General features: G+C 41.6%; 17 protein-coding genes. 3 read left to right on the top strand and 14 right to left on the bottom strand.

Annotation, left to right across the window (positions count from 1 at the left end; translation table 11 throughout):
• Positions 1-112: 112 nt before the first annotated feature.
• From ABEQ74_RS08945 to ABEQ74_RS08900, 10 genes are all read right to left on the bottom strand, one after another.
• The gene (locus ABEQ74_RS08945; RefSeq protein ID WP_430121583.1) at positions 113-775 is read right to left on the bottom strand and encodes an MgtC/SapB family protein; all 663 of its coding nucleotides are present in this window, start codon (positions 773-775) and stop codon (positions 113-115) included.
• A gap of 678 nt (positions 776-1,453) precedes the next feature.
• A complete protein-coding gene (locus ABEQ74_RS08940; RefSeq protein WP_430121581.1) occupies positions 1,454-1,690 on the bottom strand; it encodes a DUF3977 family protein in 237 nt (78 codons plus the stop codon).
• A gap of 814 nt (positions 1,691-2,504) precedes the next feature.
• Positions 2,505-3,494 carry a radical SAM protein gene (locus ABEQ74_RS08935; protein ID WP_430121579.1) on the bottom strand — a complete coding sequence of 330 codons (990 nt, stop codon included), beginning with the start codon at positions 3,492-3,494 and terminating at the stop codon, positions 2,505-2,507.
• A gap of 19 nt (positions 3,495-3,513) precedes the next feature.
• Positions 3,514-4,323 carry a hypothetical protein gene (locus ABEQ74_RS08930; protein ID WP_430121577.1) on the bottom strand — a complete coding sequence of 270 codons (810 nt, stop codon included), beginning with the start codon at positions 4,321-4,323 and terminating at the stop codon, positions 3,514-3,516.
• A gap of 23 nt (positions 4,324-4,346) precedes the next feature.
• Positions 4,347-5,447, bottom strand: a complete 1,101-nt coding sequence (locus ABEQ74_RS08925; RefSeq protein ID WP_430121575.1) for a glycosyltransferase — start codon at positions 5,445-5,447, stop codon at positions 4,347-4,349.
• Between the two features lie 41 nt (positions 5,448-5,488).
• Positions 5,489-6,226, bottom strand: coding sequence for an ABC transporter permease (locus tag ABEQ74_RS08920; RefSeq protein ID WP_430122145.1), 738 nt, complete (start codon positions 6,224-6,226; stop codon positions 5,489-5,491).
• Positions 6,227-6,299: 73 nt separating this feature from the next.
• Positions 6,300-7,085 (bottom strand): ABC transporter permease, encoded by a 786-nt coding sequence (locus tag ABEQ74_RS08915; protein WP_430121573.1) that lies wholly within the window; start codon positions 7,083-7,085, stop codon positions 6,300-6,302.
• Positions 7,082-8,098: an ABC transporter ATP-binding protein gene (locus ABEQ74_RS08910; protein WP_430121571.1), complete on the bottom strand. Its 1,017-nt coding sequence runs from the start codon at positions 8,096-8,098 to the stop codon at positions 7,082-7,084. Before ABEQ74_RS08910 ends, ABEQ74_RS08915 begins: the two co-directional genes overlap by 4 nt.
• Before the next feature lie 7 nt (positions 8,099-8,105).
• Positions 8,106-9,098, bottom strand: a complete 993-nt coding sequence (locus ABEQ74_RS08905; protein ID WP_430121569.1) for a glycosyltransferase family 2 protein — start codon at positions 9,096-9,098, stop codon at positions 8,106-8,108.
• Between the two features lie 448 nt (positions 9,099-9,546).
• Positions 9,547-10,233, bottom strand: a complete 687-nt coding sequence (locus tag ABEQ74_RS08900; protein ID WP_430121567.1) for a TetR/AcrR family transcriptional regulator — start codon at positions 10,231-10,233, stop codon at positions 9,547-9,549.
• Between the two features lie 130 nt (positions 10,234-10,363).
• Here ABEQ74_RS08900 and ABEQ74_RS08895 point away from each other — a divergent pair, with 130 nt between their 5' ends.
• Entirely contained in the window at positions 10,364-11,716 is a 1,353-nt protein-coding gene (locus tag ABEQ74_RS08895) for an MATE family efflux transporter (protein ID WP_430121565.1), read from the top strand.
• A 130-nt stretch (positions 11,717-11,846) separates the two neighbouring features.
• On the opposite strand, the gene ABEQ74_RS08890 is transcribed toward ABEQ74_RS08895, so the two are convergent.
• A complete protein-coding gene (locus ABEQ74_RS08890) occupies positions 11,847-13,283 on the bottom strand; it encodes a DHA2 family efflux MFS transporter permease subunit (protein WP_430121563.1) in 1,437 nt (478 codons plus the stop codon).
• Positions 13,284-13,449: 166 nt separating this feature from the next.
• On the opposite strand from ABEQ74_RS08890, the gene ABEQ74_RS08885 reads away from it, so the two are divergent.
• Entirely contained in the window at positions 13,450-13,995 is a 546-nt protein-coding gene (locus ABEQ74_RS08885) for a TetR/AcrR family transcriptional regulator (protein WP_430121561.1), read from the top strand.
• A 174-nt stretch (positions 13,996-14,169) separates the two neighbouring features.
• Here ABEQ74_RS08885 and ABEQ74_RS08880 read toward each other — a convergent pair whose 3' ends face one another.
• A complete protein-coding gene (locus tag ABEQ74_RS08880) occupies positions 14,170-15,339 on the bottom strand; it encodes a stalk domain-containing protein (RefSeq protein ID WP_430121559.1) in 1,170 nt (389 codons plus the stop codon).
• An 804-nt stretch (positions 15,340-16,143) separates the two neighbouring features.
• Here ABEQ74_RS08880 and ABEQ74_RS08875 point away from each other — a divergent pair.
• The gene (locus ABEQ74_RS08875) at positions 16,144-16,569 is read left to right on the top strand and encodes an exosporium protein C (RefSeq protein ID WP_430121557.1); all 426 of its coding nucleotides are present in this window, start codon (positions 16,144-16,146) and stop codon (positions 16,567-16,569) included.
• A gap of 65 nt (positions 16,570-16,634) precedes the next feature.
• On the opposite strand, the gene trpB is transcribed toward ABEQ74_RS08875, so the two are convergent.
• Together trpB and ABEQ74_RS08865 are read right to left on the bottom strand one after the other, a co-directional pair.
• The gene (gene trpB / locus ABEQ74_RS08870) at positions 16,635-17,795 is read right to left on the bottom strand and encodes a tryptophan synthase subunit beta (protein ID WP_430121555.1); all 1,161 of its coding nucleotides are present in this window, start codon (positions 17,793-17,795) and stop codon (positions 16,635-16,637) included.
• Between the two features lie 179 nt (positions 17,796-17,974).
• Complete coding sequence (locus ABEQ74_RS08865; protein WP_430121553.1) at positions 17,975-19,402, bottom strand: PQQ-dependent sugar dehydrogenase; 1,428 nt, start codon at positions 19,400-19,402, stop codon at positions 17,975-17,977.
• Positions 19,403-19,604 lie beyond the last annotated feature (202 nt).

Below are 19,604 nucleotides of genomic sequence, written 5' to 3'. Positions count from 1 at the left end.
TGGAACAGCGTATAGCCAAAGTAACCTTTTTATACCCAGGGACTATGATTAACATCATCCTTCCTAACAAACACAGCAGGCCACCGATTACCTCGGTGGCCTGCTTATTGATCTATTGAACCTCAACCGCGGTAACCAATGGCGACAGCTGTATGAGAGGTATGATGTTCTCTATTTTGTAGTCTCCAGGCAGCTTGATGGAAATATCCAGCGCGAGTTCAGAAGTCTCCTTCAGCTTCTCCGTATGAAATTGCATAACCGTTATCTCTCTTTCCTTGAGGAAATTCATAATATAGTCAATCGCCCCCGGCTCATCCGTCAACCGTATGGATAACTGCTCTGTCTTGGGGCCCTCCAACCAATTGATTTTGCTATGCAGCAGCTTCTGAGCGATCAATATGAGAATTGTCGTGCCTATCCCTACGATATAGAGATCTGCGCCAATAGCCATCCCTATCCCCGCAGTTGACCATATCCCGGCAGCTGTCGTCAAGCCCTTCACCATCTGCCGCTGCATGAATATCATGCCGGCCCCGAGAAATCCAACTCCGCTAACCACTTGAGCCGCAATCCGTGACGGATCGAGTCCAACGCCGTTCTTGCCGATCACATCTTCAAAACCGTATTTGGATATGATCACCATCAGAGCCGCGCCTACAGCAACGACAAAGTGAGTTCTAATCCCCGCTTCTTTCATCCTGCTCTTTCGCTCATATCCGATACACATTCCACAAACACCAGCCAACACAACGCGCAATAGAAATCCAAACTCCATGAAACTCCTCCTTGTTCCATAAAATAAGCACTAGTTCCGTTTACCATTTTTCTTAGAGAATAACACGATGTTGGAACAAGTCCAAGGCAGGCTGGTAGTCAGCAGTTATGAGGGAGAGTTGGATGACTAATTTTAGGGCTATCCTTCGTGGATGGCCCTTCCTTTGATAAGTTATTGAACGCAAAACTTAGCTCAGCCTAATATATTAATGATGCAGGGAATGGTTATATTTTCGAAGCCGGATCGATGAAATGATCATTGGATTTTCAGCAATTTCATCAAGAACGTCCGCATGTTCACGGGACTCAACGACCTGAACATTCAGGCTCTCCACTGGCTAGAAACGGTTGCGAACTTCGAATTTTTAGTATTACGCAAAGAGTACCGATACAGTAGATCCAGCGAGAGAAACGCCCCCCATCTTGAGGGGAGAACTGCATGCCTAAAGAATAAATGATTCAAATACAGATGTAAGTAACGCTAAAATCAAAGAAAGTAAAGAAGAGAATTAAAGAGAATGAATCATCATCCATGTTTTCGAGCAAGCCTCGGAGAAGAAGCCGCTTCTCGGACACTTGAGTCAACTCAACTTTCCGCCTAAACCGATGATTAACCGATCACACTACAGGTCTGTCCATTGAGTCATGAAACACCGAACATTGCGAGGCCCAAATAAACTCAAAGGCTTACTATGCCAAAGATGATTTTAAATTCGTTTCGGTTCTTTTTTTTCACTTTCAAACCTTGCTTCAAATCAATAATCAATACAGTTTTTCTTATCCAAATACGTATGTATGCTGATTGGAATTTTATCGGTCGGATTATTCCTTTTTCTTCATATTCTGTGCCGTCACTTAATTCTGTTTCCGTCCTAATGAGCCATTTGTTTCCTATTCCAAATTCAATATATCTCAAAAAGAAACACCTCTTATTATGTGTTTGATTCTTAAAGAGCGAAGATTATTGATGCTATCCGTATGAAATGTCCGCCCATCTTGGCATCGGGATACGAAGTAGAGCAAGCAATTGCGATACGGAGGCAAGGAGACAACTCCGCGGTTATTTTATGATAATAGCCACATTTAATCTTTATCTCCCTCTTTACATTGGGGTACCTCTTCTGGAGCAACTTAATATCGGTTTATCGAGGCGGGAATATTATCCTTACTGCGGGAGCTGCTCGAGTGTACCGATGAACAATCAAAGTATACATGGGTTTCACATCATGGGCGGCATCTATGAGCAAGGAATTTAACTTGCCCAAGGTAAAGTACATTAGAAAATCCAGATGAACTAATAAAAAAGCTAACGATATCGTGACAAGAGGGGGGCTAAGTCGTGGACACAACGGCAGATTGCGAACTGTTTGCAGCAGTTAACATATACAAGGGATAATTGTTAGATTAACGTTCCCGGGCACTTCCAACCTGAACGGCAATCAGGTTGGGAGTATTCACGGGGTGATCACAGTTCGCAAGGCCTTGGATATGACAATTACAAGAAGGCTGCTGTGAGGTTCAAGCATTATATCTCAATGGTGCGGGAACATAACATTACTATACTACAAGTGTGGTTCATCAGTGAGAATGACTGTACCTAAGTTTGCATAGAATCCACCGAGAGGTAAGTGTAATTTCGAATTTCATTATACAATCTGGATAAAAATAGATCAATTAATACATCTCGGAACACGGCATTTGCAGAGCTGAGGATTCATTTCATAGGTGATTTATTCAGCACATCCTACAGAGTCACGGACTTTTTTACTCATTAGCATTTGAATCTCCTGGCGTTGTTTAGAATGAAGAAAATCATGAACTGACATCACAGTATCCTCAGTCGAATGGTGGATGCAGAGCCTGATGTAGTACTTCCCTATTCCATTCAAGACCCGCCGTTCAAGTCTCACACCGTAATACTTTTCCGTGCATCGATCTCCTTTTAATGCGCACTGGTCGCACATGGAATCGAGGTAAACATCCCTAATCTGCTTAAAGGCCAATTCATATCCATGATTCAATTTGTAATAGGTAGAGTGGCTTGAGCTGCCAAGGATATGGACTCTTCTATCTTCTATCGCATTGAACTCTTCTAGTAACGAGTAAATGGTATCATAAGCTACTTGTCCAGAAGAAAGTTCATTCATTAATCTTAACGGGATGTTGTTTTGGATAGCCCATTGCAGCACGGTTCTTGCCCTCGGCAAATCATCTGGATTGGCTATCACTGTATTGACCTTAACAGAAACCCCAAAATCTTTGGCGTACTCAATGGATCTAAGTTGCTGTTCTAGTTGTTTCTTCGTCCATTCGTACGATCTGTTGACCTGAGTTGTATGCAGTAGTTCCGGTTCCAAACTATGAAGACTGAAATTAAACCCCTGTAGCCCGGCACCAGCCACTTTTTCAATGATTTCTTTCCTGTTTCCAATGCTCGTAGCCTTTACTTTCAACCCCATTCCGGTCAATCCACGTATAACTTCATGAATAGCCGGATGTGCTGTTGGTTCTCCACCCGTCAAATGAACTTCTGTGAAACCTAAAACGTTTTGCAATTCGGTAATAACCGATTTCGTCTCCTCATCCCAAGGGACATCCCCTACTACTTTCGGATCCCTCTCCCCCGTTCCCTCGTTATGACACCACCAGCAGTTCCATGGGCATCGGTCGGTCACTTTAAGTCTCAAAGAGTTTATTGGCTGTTCTATCAAAATCGTCATATTTTCTCCTTTAGAACTATTATTGGTAGGTATCCAGTTTAAGTTCTCTATGGTTATAAATATTGATTCCGTATTTCCGATATATTTCTTCCGTATTGCACGAGATTAGTTGTTCTGCGCCGAATTCCATCATTTCACAAAATGCCATGATCTCTTTATTATCATCCCCCTCTATCTCCAAATAAGGAGGAATCATAGGCCATAAATCGATATCAATTTTTAACCCCTGATAGATATAACTGATTCTTCTCTTCTCTTGATAATTCCTGAACGCAAAACCGAGTTGGCATAATAGGCTCTCGCCCTCTTCTATTGAAGGAACGACCACCTCTACCTCAGAAACATTTTGAAATACAAGCTCATCACGATCAGAAGAATTATTCATGATCTGTTTTATGGTCAATGTCGTTTTGTCGCCTGTTTTTCTTAACCGAATCCATTTATTAGGGTTGACTGCAAACGCTTTCACCAGTTCTTCTACTTTACTCAAATAATCAAGCAACCCTTCATTCTCTTGCTTTAGGATGTCTACAAAGCGTCTTGTCTCGATCATTTCGAACAACATTTTCTTCTGTTCTTCCGATGTTAAATCATCGATCTCCTGAAAAATCACGTTCAATTTATCTCTACACACACTATATTGATAATCAAAGGAAATATTTCTTAGGTGTGATAATACATCGCAGAAACGAGAGTAGATGGTCATCAAATCGTATACGTAGATTTGCTGCACAACATCGGATTTAAAAGTAGCGTTTCGTTCAATTAACTTTCTCTGAATTTGTTCAACATCGATGTCCAGTACCTTTATTTCCTTCTCCATATTCACTGAAAACCACTTCTCCTTAGTCGTTATTGGATATTTGATTTTAAGAGCCCTTTATAGGGCTCAACAAATACGTTATCCAAAGAGTAGATCGAATTCCTGTATGGTTCAGATGAGAAATATATTCTGTCGTTCTGGATGAAAGGGTTTATTTCGACTGATTTTTCGAAATATTCTGAGCTCTCTGGTTGCTTCTGCATCTTTCTAAGAGCTAACCCCGCATTAATATATAAATGTGAAGAATTAGGCGACTTGCTTATCGCTGATTGACTATACGCCAGCGACTCCTCATATTTTCCTGTGGAATATGAAATAACGGACAACCCGGATAAGATCGTGCTTGCTAAGCTACTTGAATTCGCCGAATCGATTTGATCCAATGCGTTGTCAAAATAGTATTTTGCCGTCTCCCATCGGTTTAATGACAAGTACATAAACCCCAGATTCGTTTGCATTCTCTGTATCTTTTCATTCCGGCTCAATACTTCGTTCGCCAATTCAAAAGCCTTCTCGTGTTGCCCGACAACAAAATACTCACATGACAGATGTTCCTTAGCATACAAGTCATCATTGTTCACTTTGATATACTCAGATAACCAAGAGATATACATTTCGTTCTTGTTCTGACCCGCACTTGGAAAATGATGGATATAGGTATCGATGAGAGGCGCCTCTTTTCCCATCAGCGACTCGCGTACACTTTCGTGCACTTTCCGTGAAAACGAAATGTTCTTTCCGTTTCTAAATAATCTAACGATACTAGAGGTAGACCACATTCCCTCGCCTATGTAATTGTATCTCGGCAATCGATGCGCATCATATTGGCTTGATGCCAAAGAGCGCTTAATATCGTTCATTTCGTCCTGCAAAATCAGCTCATCGGCATCAAGAACGATGATCCAATCCCCGGTTGCGTATTTGATCGATTCGTTTCTAGCAGCGGAAAAATCCGAAAAGGTAAAGTTACTTATTACCTTATCCGCATGCATTCTACATAAATCAATCGTCTGATCCGTTGAACCTGTATCCACAACGATGATTTCGTCTACTTGATTCTTCATAGTCGGAAAAAATGAGTTCAAGTTGATCTCTTCATTTTTTACTATCATGCATAAACTTAATTTCATGGTCTTGCTCCTTGTCTACGGTTTAATATTAGCGGATGATTTTAACTTCCCGTTCCTGCATACCTTTTCGTACCTTTATGAAAAACAAATACAGCTATTGAACCAAACAATGCCGTCATTACTAATTGCGTCGGAATAATCCATAAATTATCGCTCGCTCGAGCTGTTAAGAATATGAGCGACGGATAATAGGCCATAAAACCGACAGGAACCACAGTTGAGAAAATCAACTGAAACGTGCGATTATAAATGGATAAAGGATACCTGGAATAGGATCTAACATTCATCATGAAATCCATTAATGCAGAAGGGTCTCTTACCCAAAAACCAAGCGACGCGACTGTAGTCATCAACGAAATAATTAAAGCAGCCGTAGTCAGGATTAAAAGTATAAGTAGAATTAGATCCGACAAAGCCCAATTCATTCCCAACCCTATTGAAGATTGCGCAAGCAGAACAACCCCGATCATGAATTGAAAAATGGATTTGATATCTATCGTCTCTGAAATATAGGAAAATAAAATATTGGCAGGCCTGAAATAAAACTTAATGAAACTACCTGATCTCAAATATCCCTTAATCTGAAACAAATTGCCGCAAAATATATGGAATATTGATGAACATGTGACTAGAAAACCATACATAAACAACAATTGGTGATAAGTCCATCCGTTAATGCTAGGCACCTTGGTAAATATAATCGAATAGAATAGTACAGCGATTGTATTCTCGATTAATATCCCAACTATGCTGATGAAAAAGTCTGCCCTATACTCCATTCGGCTACGGATATATTTGGAAACCAATAGACCATATATCCTCCAGTAGTATTTGAATCTTTTAAATCCCCTACTAGCCCCCATTAATTGTCAACACTCTCTCAAGTCTTTTATAAACAAACAATGCGCAGTTAATTATTATCACCATCCAAAACAACTGAATTCCTAAATACTCCATAATAGTATCAATTTGTATGTTTCTACCTAATATTATTTCAAGAGGCAAACTAATAATTGCGCGAAATGGCAACCAAGCAATAATATCTTGCAAATACTCGGGATAAAACTTGAGCGGCATTAAGCTGCCCGAGAGAAATGCCACTAAAGTAGATTTAAACATAATAATTCCCCACAATGATTCCGTATAAAAGGAAACCGTACCGATCATATAATCAAAGGAAAAACTAATAACAAACCCCATTAAAAGCGCTATCATAAAAAACGGCAAATTTATTCCAATGTTTGTGAATCCGAAGGTAACTAGTAGAATAACCACAGGACACACTAGAGAGAAGAACTGTATAATTACACTCCCGATTGACTCCATAAAAAATTGAAGAAAGATGGGTATCGGCCTGAAGTAATAAGAAATGATTGTACCGTCCATAACCTTTAGCGACATTTTCCAGTCCGTTCTAGATGTAAATAGAAAGCTTATAACTGTCGCCAACGCAATGTATGCATATGTCTCGTGAAACGTCGACCCTTCTATGCTTGGCTGAAAGACATAGATAGCCTTCCAGACAAAATACAAAATAAACAAATAGACTCCATTAAAAATAATGTCAGTAATAACTTTGAAACGAAATTGAAATGAAGTCTTTACACCTGCTGAAATCAAAACGATCAGTTTCTTCATAACAAATGCCCGTCGTAAATTTTTTTTACAATATTCTCAATGTCCTCGTTCCGGATATTAATGTCCTCTATGCTCATTGTGCGAATAACCTCATCTAACATTCGATTGGTGTTGATCGTCTGGTTATTGTAAATGACTTCTATTCTAGTTGGACTCATAGCTACCAGGTCGAAGGAATCGTTTTCAAATCGAGATCTCAAATTATCCAATACATCTATGCACGCCGGCTCGGATAAAGTGATTTCGATTTTTTTCATTTTATTGTCTATTAATCGATACATGTTTTGAATGTCGTCATTAAAGATAATCGAACCGTGATCGATAACTATAATTTTTTTGCAGAGCGCCTCAATATCACTCATATCATGAGTCGTCAGTAGTACCGTGGTCTGCTTTTCGCTGTTCATTCGAGAGATGATTTTTCTAATTTTTGTTTTGGTGGAAATATCAAGTCCTATGGTAGGTTCATCGAGAAAGATCAAATCTGGATTGTGCAATAATACTGAGACCACTTCACACAGCATTTTTTGGCCAAGTGATAAGTGCCGGACCGATTTATAAAACAATTCCGAGATGTTTAATTCTTCTTCGAATATCCTGAGGTTTTCCTCAAAGTCGAAGTCACTAACTTCATATAGTTCTTTTATCATCTTGAATGACTCAATTACCGATAGATCCCACCAAAGTTGACTTCTTTGCCCGAATACAACGCCGATGTCTTTAACATACTTTGTACGATTTTTATACGGTATCAAACCGTTCACATGGATGATTCCGGCAGTCGGTACCAGCACGCCGGTTAGCATTTTGAGCGTAGTAGACTTTCCTGCGCCATTTGGCCCGATAAAACCTACCACTTCGCCTTTCTCAATACTGAAACTGATATTTTTAACTGCCCTGATAATTTGAGCATCTGTAGAGAACAAATCCTTTATAAAGCCGAACTTCCCTGTGCTCTTTCTCTGAACTTTAAATTCTTTCATTACATTCTTCAGATCAATAATAGTCGTCATATTAACCTCAATACAGCGTATTCGTTATTAATTTTTTAAGTGTATTTTTTATATTTCCTGTTTCAGAATGATTTTCTGACAGGGAAGCGTACAGTTCATTTACCTCCAATCTGCTAATATTTTTAATACCAAATAAATTTGCAAACAAATAACATTCTAAGTCGTCATATTTTTTACAAAAATAACGTATGTTCTTTAGCAAGTTTTCCTTTTCCTTCATAAAATTGCTTGGATGTTGTTGATGATAATTTACAGCAGCCTCTGCCCATCTATAAGAAAATCCGTACTTTGACAGCATGTAAGAAAAATCCGTATCCTCCATCCCCCACGTTTGATACCTCTCATCGAATAAGTAATCTTCAATATTCGTTCTTCTAAACGACATATTTGCTGTAGTGCCTAACATCCAAGGAAAGTAAAACCCCTCCAAATCAGCCCCGTGCCTGCCTAACACGTCAAAGAAGTTATCGTTTGTACTTCCTGTTGAGAATTTTTCTACGATATCATCAAATCTATTCCTGATATCTTCCCGATCAAAGAAAGGGGTATCGATTGTCTTATCCGTCTCTTTAATATGCTTGAGAATAATGGCAAGCAATTTATTGTTTACGACTAACTCAGGATGGTACCGTGCAAGTATCTTTTTCTTATTACCGATATTTACAGTATTCTCGTCTTTTTTTAAGTACGTTAGGTGCTGCTCGACAAAATATTCATTTGGAATTCGATCATCATCACAAAAGATTATATTCCTGCAATCCGTACTTTTAAGTGCTGTATTTCTAGCGACTGACCGGCCTTTATTGTCTTGATATACATAATTAATTTTCAGCAATGATTGGTAATCGCTCACAACATCCTTCGTTTTGTCATTACTCCCGTCATCCACAATCACTACCGTAAACTCTCTCACGGATTGTCGTGCAAACCCTGCTAACGTTAGATCTAAAAAGGAAGACTTATTAAATGTTGGCATCACAATTGCTATTCCATTATCCATTTTCGCAACTCCTAATCTTAAATAGACAGAGTAATATAACATAAAACTGAACATTAACAATTTATAAACGACCTTTTTAATTATGTAATTATTACAGTTTATTTGTAAATGCCCCTATTTTCGGGTTAGGTGCTATATTTTCGGGTCATCATTCAGAACACAACAGCCTTGGAATCTCAAGATTCCACCGAGTTCTTCCATGATGCCAGGACATGAATTCTGACGAGTGTTCGTGAAAGTCAATCGGTGACTCATAAGAACAACATAGACCTTCTTCATATCGTCGATCTTCTGGAAAAGGACAACATCGCCTTCTGCTAGTTTTTCAGTTTTCGACATGAATGCATCCATAGGAAAATTTGCCCTGCAAATGACGGGTGCTATCAGGGAGGATGAGCGATGGACAACGTAAAAACGCTCATCCGATTACCGGATGAGCGTTTTTTGTCTACTTCTCCTGTTCCTTTATCACCTGCTCAATTCCGAGCAGTATCAGCCTCAAGCCAAATTCAAACGCCCGGTCAGTCCCCATCAGCTCAAACAACCCATTCGTGAACATCCTCCGGAACAGTCCCGCATCCGCTTCACTCATGGAGTCCAGAAGGTGAATCATCTCCTCACCCGGAAGGGCTCCTGCTCCCTTTTCCTTAATAATCGCAGAAACATTTCGCTCATGCTGATAATCGTCCAGTACGAAGTAGAAGACATAATTCATCAGCGTAGTAACCACTTGCATTTTCTGCTCTTGCTCCAGCGACGTCGATTCCACGCAAAGCAGCATACGGTTGGTGAACCGAATGATGTCCGGTTCGTGAGGCAGCGTCATCATCATGAGCTGCGTGGAGCAGGGATATCGGCTGAGCACGCTCCGCACTGTTACCGCAAGTCCCGTCAGTTGCTCCTTCCAGTCTCCCTCGGAGTGGAACTCTTCCAGAATCACTTTCGATACCTGGTTCGCCAGACGCTGATAGAGATTCTGTTTGCTCTTGAAGTACCAGTATAGAGAGGGAGCCTGGATTCCCAGCCTGTCGGCCAATCGTCTCATGCTGAATTTTTCAATGTCTTCCTCCCCAAGTAGCTCCCATGAGGCTTCCAAAATCTTATCCTCCGAAATCTGAGGCTGCTGTTTTTTCATCGGAATTCACCCTTTTATCTAACAGTGTAAGTTTATACTTTACAGATTCTTAGGTTTCATGATAACATCTAACACTGTAAGGTTCAATCTAACACTGTTAGACAATCATAAAAAGAAAGAAGTGATCCATATGGATGCAGAAAACCTCCATTACTTTGAAAAGGCACCGGTCGCAAAAGCCGTAGCTCACTTCGCTGTACCAATGATGCTCGGTACATCAATGAGTGTCATATATTCCATCTTAAATGCCTATTTCCTTGGTACACTCCACAATACAGCCATGTTAACCGCGCTTGCGCTAACCTTGCCGTTATTCGCGGTCATTATGGCGCTTGGCAATTTGATTGGCATGGGCAGTGGTACATTCATCTCTCGTTTGCTGGGAGAGAAAAAATATGATGACGTAAAGCATGTGTCTTCATTCGCCTTCTACAGCAGTTTAGTTCTCGGTCTGATCGTGATGGCCATCGGCCTCCCGTTAATCAATTCCATCGTTCATGGCCTGGGGGCAACCGCTGACTCCTTCGGTTTCACCAAAGAGTATGTCACGATAATGCTGCTCGGCTCCCCATTCGTTGTTTTATTTTTCACATTGGAAAATATCGTTCGCTCAGAGGGTGCCGCCATCATATCGATGATGGGTATGGTTCTCAGCGTTGTCGTAAATATTATTCTCGATGCGCTAGTCATCTTCGTTTTCCATTGGGGCGTAACTGGCGTGGCGTCGGCTACCGTCATTTCCAACTTGGTCGCGAGTGTATTCTACGCCTTTCATATGGGATATAAGAGCCAATTCTTAACCGTCTCCGCAAAATGGTTCAAGGCTACCAAAGACATTCTGAGCAATGTTTTCAAAATTGGAGTTCCTGTCTTTATTATGAGTATCTTCTTGGGTGCCATGTCACTCATCCTAAACCATTTTCTTGTCGAATATGGGGATTCAGCTGTAGCGGCCTACGGAATCTCATCACGTTTACTGCAATTTCCTGAGTTTATTCTGATGGGCTTATGCGAGGGAGTCGTACCGCTCATTGCCTTCTCTTTTACAGCGAATAAATTACGCATGAAGCAGACGATCCAATTTACGATCAAGGCGATTGCAGCGTTAGCAGTCGTATTCGGTCTCATCGTCTATCTGATCTCCGACCACTTAATTGGTTTATTTACGAATGATCCGCAACTAATTCAGATGGGCAGCTACATTCTGCATGTAATATTTTTATCCTTGTTTATTACAGGAATGACCACATTATTCATTGGGATCTTCCAGGCAACAGCGCAAGGAACGGCTGCGTTTATTATGTCAATTATTCAAGGAGTTACTCTTATTCCGGTTCTATTTATCGCTAATCACATAAACGGATTCCACGGGGTGGTCTGGTCGCTCGTCATTGCAGATGCCGTCGCATTCCTAGTTGGAGCCATTATGCTGTATATTCTGCGGAACAAATTACAACCAGATTTGGACACTTTAGTGCAGTAGAAAACAGATCGCACGCAAAAAGGCAGGATCAGGTTATTCCCTGATTCCTGCCCCTTCTATATAACCAAGCCAATTCCAAAGGAATTGGCTATTTGTTCTTTTGGTGCCTTTTTACCTTCATATCTTCTATTTAAATTGAGTCATTCACTTTCCCTTGTTTCCTTGTAGGTGAGAATACGGTGATAACTAGTGCAATCATTCCCAGTACGGTCATGAAAATATAGGCGTCACTGGAACCATACATGGCGGCAAGAGTTTTAATTTGCTCAAGTCCTGCAGCAGGTAATTCACCTGATAGGTTCGTGACATGTTTGGTTGCTTGGAAAGTGAAGATCGTGATGACAACGGCTGTTCCAATTGCACCGGCGATCTGCCGAACTGTATTATTCACAGCGGTACCATGCGTAATCAATTCTTTAGGTAAGGCATTCAAACCGGCTGTATTCAGTGGCATCGTCAAAAAGCTTAAACCAATGCGCAAGAAAATGGTTCGTACGATCAAGAACACGAAGGATGTTGTTTCATTCAGATCGGTTACGACCCACATCGAAGGAATCACAAAAATCAATCCAACAATAAACAATGGCTTGGCTCCGAAACGGTCATACATTTTCCCTGTAAGCGGGGACATGAAGGCATTCACAATTGCACCTGGTAACAAGAGCAATCCAGCATCCAGTGCTGTAAAACCACGACCATCCTGCAAATACATGGGCAATAATATCATATCCGCATACATGAGCATTGTCACAAGGACATTTATAATCGATGTCATTGTAAATGTTTTGTTTGTGAAAACAGTCAAATTGAGTAAAGGTTCATCTGTTCGCAGTTGCCGTACACAAAAAATAGCTACCACCACAAAACCAACAATTAGAGACGAAACGACGATTGGACTGTCCCATCCCTTACTGCCAGCGTTACTGAAACCATAAAGTATAAAGCCAAAGCCGACTGTCGATAAAATGACGCTCATCACATCAAGCTCTGCATGCTGCGCTTCGGAAACATTCACTAAATACTTCAAAGCAAGTAAGATCACAATCACTATAAATGGAACTAGCCCGATAAATAGCCAATGCCATGAGGAATAATCGATGACAAAGCCCGCTAATGTCGGTGCAATGGCAGGTGCAAAAATGATCGCCAGGCCGATTAAACCCATAGCGCTGCCGCGTTTTTCAGCGGGGTAAACAAACATGACGACACTCATCATTAAGGGCATAATAATGCCTGCACCTGCTGCTTGAATCATCCGCCCTATAAGTAAAATAAAAAAGCTTGGCGCCACGGCACATAGAATGGTGCCCACTAACAATAGAACCATCGAGCTAATAAATAACTGTCTCGTTGAAAAGCGTTTCATTAAAAAGGCAGTAATCGGAACAAGAATTCCATTAACCAGCATAAAACCCGTGGCAAGCCATTGAATGGTACTAGGCGAGACCTTAAAGACTTCCATTAAGCTGCTTAATGCAACGTTTAGAAGCGTTTGATTTAAAGTTGATAGAAAGCAGCCTAAAATAAGGACTGTCATTAAAACTTTTTTGTTAATCGTTGAAGTCATATCATTATCCTTTCCTCATTGCCTTTACGACACATTGTCGATAAAATACATCATAACAACATTCAATTAACATGCCTATAAACAAATTGGGCAGAAGCGTCAACTAAACGACAATTAGGATTAAAACGTCAAGGAAATAAGGATTAATAGATGGATGTGAATACAAATGACTGGATTAAAGAAGACAGATCCTCGTGCTCTACGCTCTAAAAGAATGTTTAAAGAGGCACTCGTCGCATTATTAAGTGAGAATGTAGCCATCACCTCACTAACCGTACAAAAGATTGCGAACAAAGCTGAACTCAATCGTGCTACATTTTATCTACACTATGTCGATATTAATGATTTGCTTCGTGAGCTGGTTTATGATATTTTTGCAAATTTAGAAGAGATACTCACACCACTTTTACGGTTAGAAAGTCTAAATGATCGTGAACAATTATTGGCTGTTCTGGATTACTTTTACTTACATCGAAAGTTGTTTGCCGTGTTAGTTGAGGAGGCTGGATTTAAACGAAAAATGCATGAAGTCCTAAAAACATTCGTTCAAACCCGAAGATCGATGAGGTCCTTTGAGGGAGATCCACCACGCGTGTCATTAGATATACTAGCTGCTTCCCTGCTCGGCGTCATTATGTGGTGGATTATAGAAGGAAATGACTACAGTTCAGAATTCATAGCCAACCAAGTTGAATTATTGTATAGAAAGTAAATGGATCAGGCCGCTCAAGAATGAATCTTGAGCGGCCTGATTTTTGTCTTTTGCTTAAAGAGTCCTATTCAAAAATAGAGCCAGACATTCTCCCAAAAAGAATGGCCCGACTCTATATCTGTTAGACGTGTTTCCATTACCAAAGGTTCAACTGCACCTCATGCCAACCTTGTATTAGGATAGCCGATGAATCGACCATACTATATCCGTACTGAAACCAAGGGGTAGACCGTCAGCTTCGTAATATAACCCAACTTGATCACCTGCTTGCAGCTCTACATCACCGGATAGCGTCACCGTTGCACTACCTAGTACGGTCCTCATAGATAAAATTAACGCTATATTAACGTCAAAGATAGGCATATAACCTTTTATTAGATCAGTATTGCCATTCTTCCTTACGGTAAAAACAGGGTCAACTCCTCTTCCTAAACTCATACTGACTGGAGCGTCAATCTTATAGTTAACAGTTGCATGTATGGCATACTTGCCAGTGGCCGGTGCCGTAAATATCCCTGTAGCAGGATTAAATGCAGGGCTTCCGTAATAAGGGGACGCCTCACTCCAATTCGAAAATAGCGTGCTACTAGCAATTGAGTATGTCGTACCCGTAACAGAAAATCCCTCTGAGGTAAAAGAAGTCCCCGCTGGCCCTGGATCTCCTTGTGGTCCCACCGGGCCTGCTGGGCCTTGTGCTCCCGCTGGCCCTGGATCTCCTTGTGGTCCCGCCGGGCCTGCTGGACCTTGTGCTCCCGCTGGCCCAGAACCTCCTTGCGGTCCCGTCGGTCCTGCTGGGCCTTGTGCTCCCGCTGGCCCAGTCGCTCCGGTATCACCTTTATCACCCTTGTCTCTATTGCCTTTAGAATTCTCCGATTCTTGGACAAACGATGGCTGAGTACTGATGGTGATTGTTTTCATGGTGGAATCCCATACTACTTTTGCACCGAATAATTCCGCAATAAAACGTAACGGTACCATAACCCGGTTCTGAATGATCTTAGCAGGTTGATCGAGCGTGACCTTCTCCTCAACATCGCCGATTTTAACGCTGGCGGTCGGGTTGCCAATAATCAGTGTACCCGATGCATCTCCTTTAAAAACCGTTATTGTTTGTGTAGAACTGTTCCAATTAAGAGATACACCGAGCGAGTCTTCTAGGACCCTCAAAGGTATAAGCGTAGTTCCTTTATGCACAATGGGTTCGACATCACTCGGGACTACGCTATCATTAACGATAATAGAAATCTCGGCCACTTGGCCGATCGAAGCCGCCTGAGCAACAGGAACCACAAACAACGTCATTACAAGCATAAGTACAATGGATAATTTCAGTCTTTTTATCACTTAACTTTCCTCCATATTAATGAATTTTTTTCCTTTGATTCTATCGTTACTTTCTTAATCATTCGTTAGATGCTACTCTATTCACCTCATTCAGAATTACTCTCCCGTATACTTTTCTAGCGCTGCATAAACGCCTTTTCTACGGGCACGTTTGATGATTAGTCCAAAGCACGACAAAAACTCCTATAATTCAACTCCACCTAGACATTGTAGAGCGAATTATAGGAGCTTGTAGTCATACGAAAGTAGTACGCTGCCATGAAAAGAACGATAAAAGCGTTGTAACTTAATGAATTGCCGTTATTTACCCGGATGACAGCTTGCCGGCCACTCATTCCCGCTCCGATCAAGCATGACCTTAACTAAATTGACGAAGACCCTACTTGTGTGTGATACGGTTCACCGTTTCGTATATAGGGCAAAATCAAAAGGCACCCAATCTCGCTGATATCATACTCTCAGGTTTCAAGGGATGGACGAGGCTTACGTAAAAATAATATTTTTGGTTACCTTCGTGGATGTGGTCTGCTTAATCATGAATTCCCGCCGATTTTCATTGGTGAAATTTCCTCAAGATATCATTTATTGTATAAACCCCACCTTGTCCCTATAAATAAACATCAAACCATAGTAAAGATTATGATTGGAATCTTATTTCTGAATAAATGGACGGCCTCTTTAACGATAATGATAGAGGACATGGGATTAGCAAGCTTACATGACTATGAAATCATCTTAGATACACCCAATCATTCCCTCTGACTCTTGCATAAACTAGAGCATTAAAACAGAGGAGTTGATAGTATGGTACGTATCCTTGATAAAGCGGCCGTCCAGCCGCTTAGTCGCTTCAACCCGGCCAGATCCTTTACGATTCGGCGTTCCCCGCAAAAATCCCGCATAGCATCGATCCAAATACGAATTCCAGCGAATTCTCAGCCAAACCGGGTAGATTTGGTAGCATCCGTTGGTGTCAAGGGTGTCACCGGCATTGGGCAAATTCGCTTTAGAGTCTTCCGCGATAATACAGAAATTTTTAACACACAGCAAGGTATCGAATCTACGGGGTCAGAGCAAAATTATATCGTCACCTTCCAAGCTGAAGATAGAGATGTGAGAGCAGGTACTCATGCTTACACAGTCACAGCAGAAAACCGTACTGCAGGTACAAGAGTAGATGTTGTAGGACCCATAACATTTAGTGGGTTAGCTGTTAAAACCAGAAACTAATAGCGCTTCTTATCATGCAAGTATTAAGGCCATCCTTTGCGGATGGCCTTTTCTACCTGCGAATACTATTTAAGCATTTGAAATACCTGTTCAACATCCTTGTCCCCTCGGCCCGACAGGTTAACGATGAGAATTTGATCTCGATCCATCGTCGGTGCTAACTTCTTGGCGTGTGCAACTGCATGCGCGCTTTCTAGGGCTGGGATAATTCCCTCCGTACGGGACAGTTCTTGGAAGGCTTCCAGCACTTCCTCATTAGTGACAGTGACATATTCGGCCCGTCCTGTCACCTTCAGATGGCTATGCTCCGGTCCAATGCCCGGATAGTCGAGCCCCGCAGCGATCGAATAAGTCTTTTGCGGCTGACCTTCATCATCCAACAGCACTAAGCACTTGAAGCCGTGGATGATGCTAGGCACACCCTGAGTTAAGGTTGGAGCTTTGTCGGGCTCGACGCCAATTAAACGGACGCTCGGCTCGTCGATGTAATGGGCGAATGCACCAATAGCATTGCTGCCGCCGCCCGCGCATGCCACCACCGCATCCGGCAAACGTCCTTCCTTCTCCATGATCTGCAGCTTCGACTCTTCACTAATGACTGCCTGGAAGTGTTTGACCATCGTCGGGAACGGGTGCGGACCCACCGCCGATCCGAGCAAATAAAACGTGTTTTTATAGTTATTAACCAAATCGTCTAACGCTTCATCCACCGCATCCTTCAGGCGGCCCTGTCCCTTATGAACCGGAATGACGGTTGCGCCGAGCAGCTCCATCCGGAACACATTAAGCGCTTGGCGGCGCATATCTTCAGCTCCCATGTAAATGACGCAATCCATATTAAACATGGCACAAGCGGTTGCTGTTGCGACACCGTGCTGCCCGGCACCGGTTTCGGCAATAATTCGCTTAGCTCCCATCCGCTTAGCGAGCAGAATCTGGCCAATAGCGTTGTTAATCTTATGCGCTCCAGTATGATTCAGATCCTCGCGCTTTAAGTAGATCTTGGGGCCTCCCCAAGCTTCGGACAGTCGCTTCGCATACGTTAGCGGGCTCTTGCGACCAACATATTCACGCAGATAATAGCTAAGCTCTTCCTTGAAGTCTGGATTGTCTCGAAACTTGTAAAATTGCTCACTCAAATAGTCCAGCACTTCCTGCAGTTCCGGCGGAACAAAGCTGCCCCCGAACTCTCCGAAGTACCCCTCTTGCTGCAATTGTTGGTCCATAAGTAAGCCTCCCTAACGATTAATAGATAATTCTTGCATACCATATTATCATGAAATCCAGCTTCTGATGAGTTTATTCCATTCAAAAAATCAAGAAAACGATGCTGCATAGGAGCACCGTTTTTTTATAGGATTACATTTTCTTCGTTCACCCAAAATAAGTGAACCATTCAGGTTACTTATGGAGTAATTTCAAAAACAGTACCTTGATTAAAATCAGCAACTTTCATCGAGCCATAAACTCCTAAGTATAGTCTGGTTTGATCCAAATTCGTTCCTAAGCTTACATAATAAGCAGACTCAGATCCAAAATTATAATCGGTTTCAATAACCCTAAAATCATTTGATTTACAATCGGTTTGTCCCCTGGTATAAGCTAAAACCCCTCTAACTGGAGGATGAACCCCTTCATCCCTGGCAAGATCGGTAAACACAACGCTTCCTGTTAACCCGGGGATGCTATTCCCCTTATATACCTGAACTCCTGTAAGCGCGGTTCCTCCGAACTTATCGGGCCGAGAATCTTTATGAAAATAACTGATTAACGGCTGAAGACGCTTCACTGAGGTTTCTACTGCCTCATTGTAATAAGCAATTGTCTTCTCATCCAAAGTTGGACTTCCAGCGCAGCTCTTAATAAGAGTAGTCGGAAATGCACCTTCCCAACCTCGCCAGCCAAGGTTAATCAATCCCTCGTGGTCAAACTCAGAGTTCACGAATGAAGCTTGAATAAGTTGGGTGACCGGGATTGGCTTATAATGAACGAATGAAAAAATCGACTCGACCAAATCCTGTCCGACATTCCCCACATATTTGATATACCGGTTATATACCCTTTCATATGAAATGCCTGGTATATTGCGGACTCCCCTGGCAATTACCGTAAGCGTCTCCTGAATAGGTACGGGAAGTTCATTAAATCGCGTGACTACGGGCGGATTATAAATAAACGTATCTCTACCAATATCAATCTCAATAATCTTTCCCGCGATTTCCATAGGATTTTGGCTTAAATTAAATGGATCAAAGCCTGATCCACCATCTCCCGTTGTTAAAACAAGCTTCCCTGTTTCAGGTGAAAAATTTAAGCTATTAACGCCATTATGATTAAGAAATGGTCTCCTTAGGTTAAGTAATGTCCGTCGTCTTTGAGGTTGACCATATGATTGAAGAACCCATTCTTCAACTGTATCGATATGATCATAATTCGTTTCTCTATTCGTCCACTTGAGGTTTAAAGTATCAGGATCACATGGATTAGGCTTAAAAGATTCAAACGGAGCACCCGGAATTGCTCCTGGACCTTGGGTCCCGGCTACTGAATAATGAAGATAGAAAAGACCGTTATAATAAAAATCGGGATGAAACGCTAACCCTACCAATCCCCGTTCATCATATCCCCCTCTAGAAGCACCTATTTTTAGGATTCGTGGGCGAATATCTACAAAAGTCCTTATAACTCCGTCTCCTATGTAAAAGATCTCTCCTACTTGGGTTGCGATAAATAACCTTTCAATTGAGTCACCTGGCAGTATAGCTGTTTTCAAAACAGTGGGCATATTAATTTTACTTACAATGGGCTGTAAATTAACCTTAATTTTCTTCAATTAACTGTTGCCCCCCTCCTCTTATTTCCCTTTTTTAGAAATATGAGTAGAGGTGTTCCTTTAGTACCAGCCACACACTTAAACTGCATGAGCAAGTCCATGTCTCGGCAGTCGATCAAAATTTGATATAATCCCGACTAAATTTCCAACCATTTGTCCAAGCTAGAACTGCGGTGAGCAGTTTTACTTAAGCTAGAAAGGG

This window comes from Paenibacillus solani, from assembly GCF_050475945.1.
Classification (GTDB): domain Bacteria; phylum Bacillota; class Bacilli; order Paenibacillales; family Paenibacillaceae; genus Paenibacillus_AQ; species Paenibacillus_AQ solani_A.
Note: the sequence above shows the minus strand (reverse complement) of the source record. Positions and strands in the feature narration are given on the sequence as shown.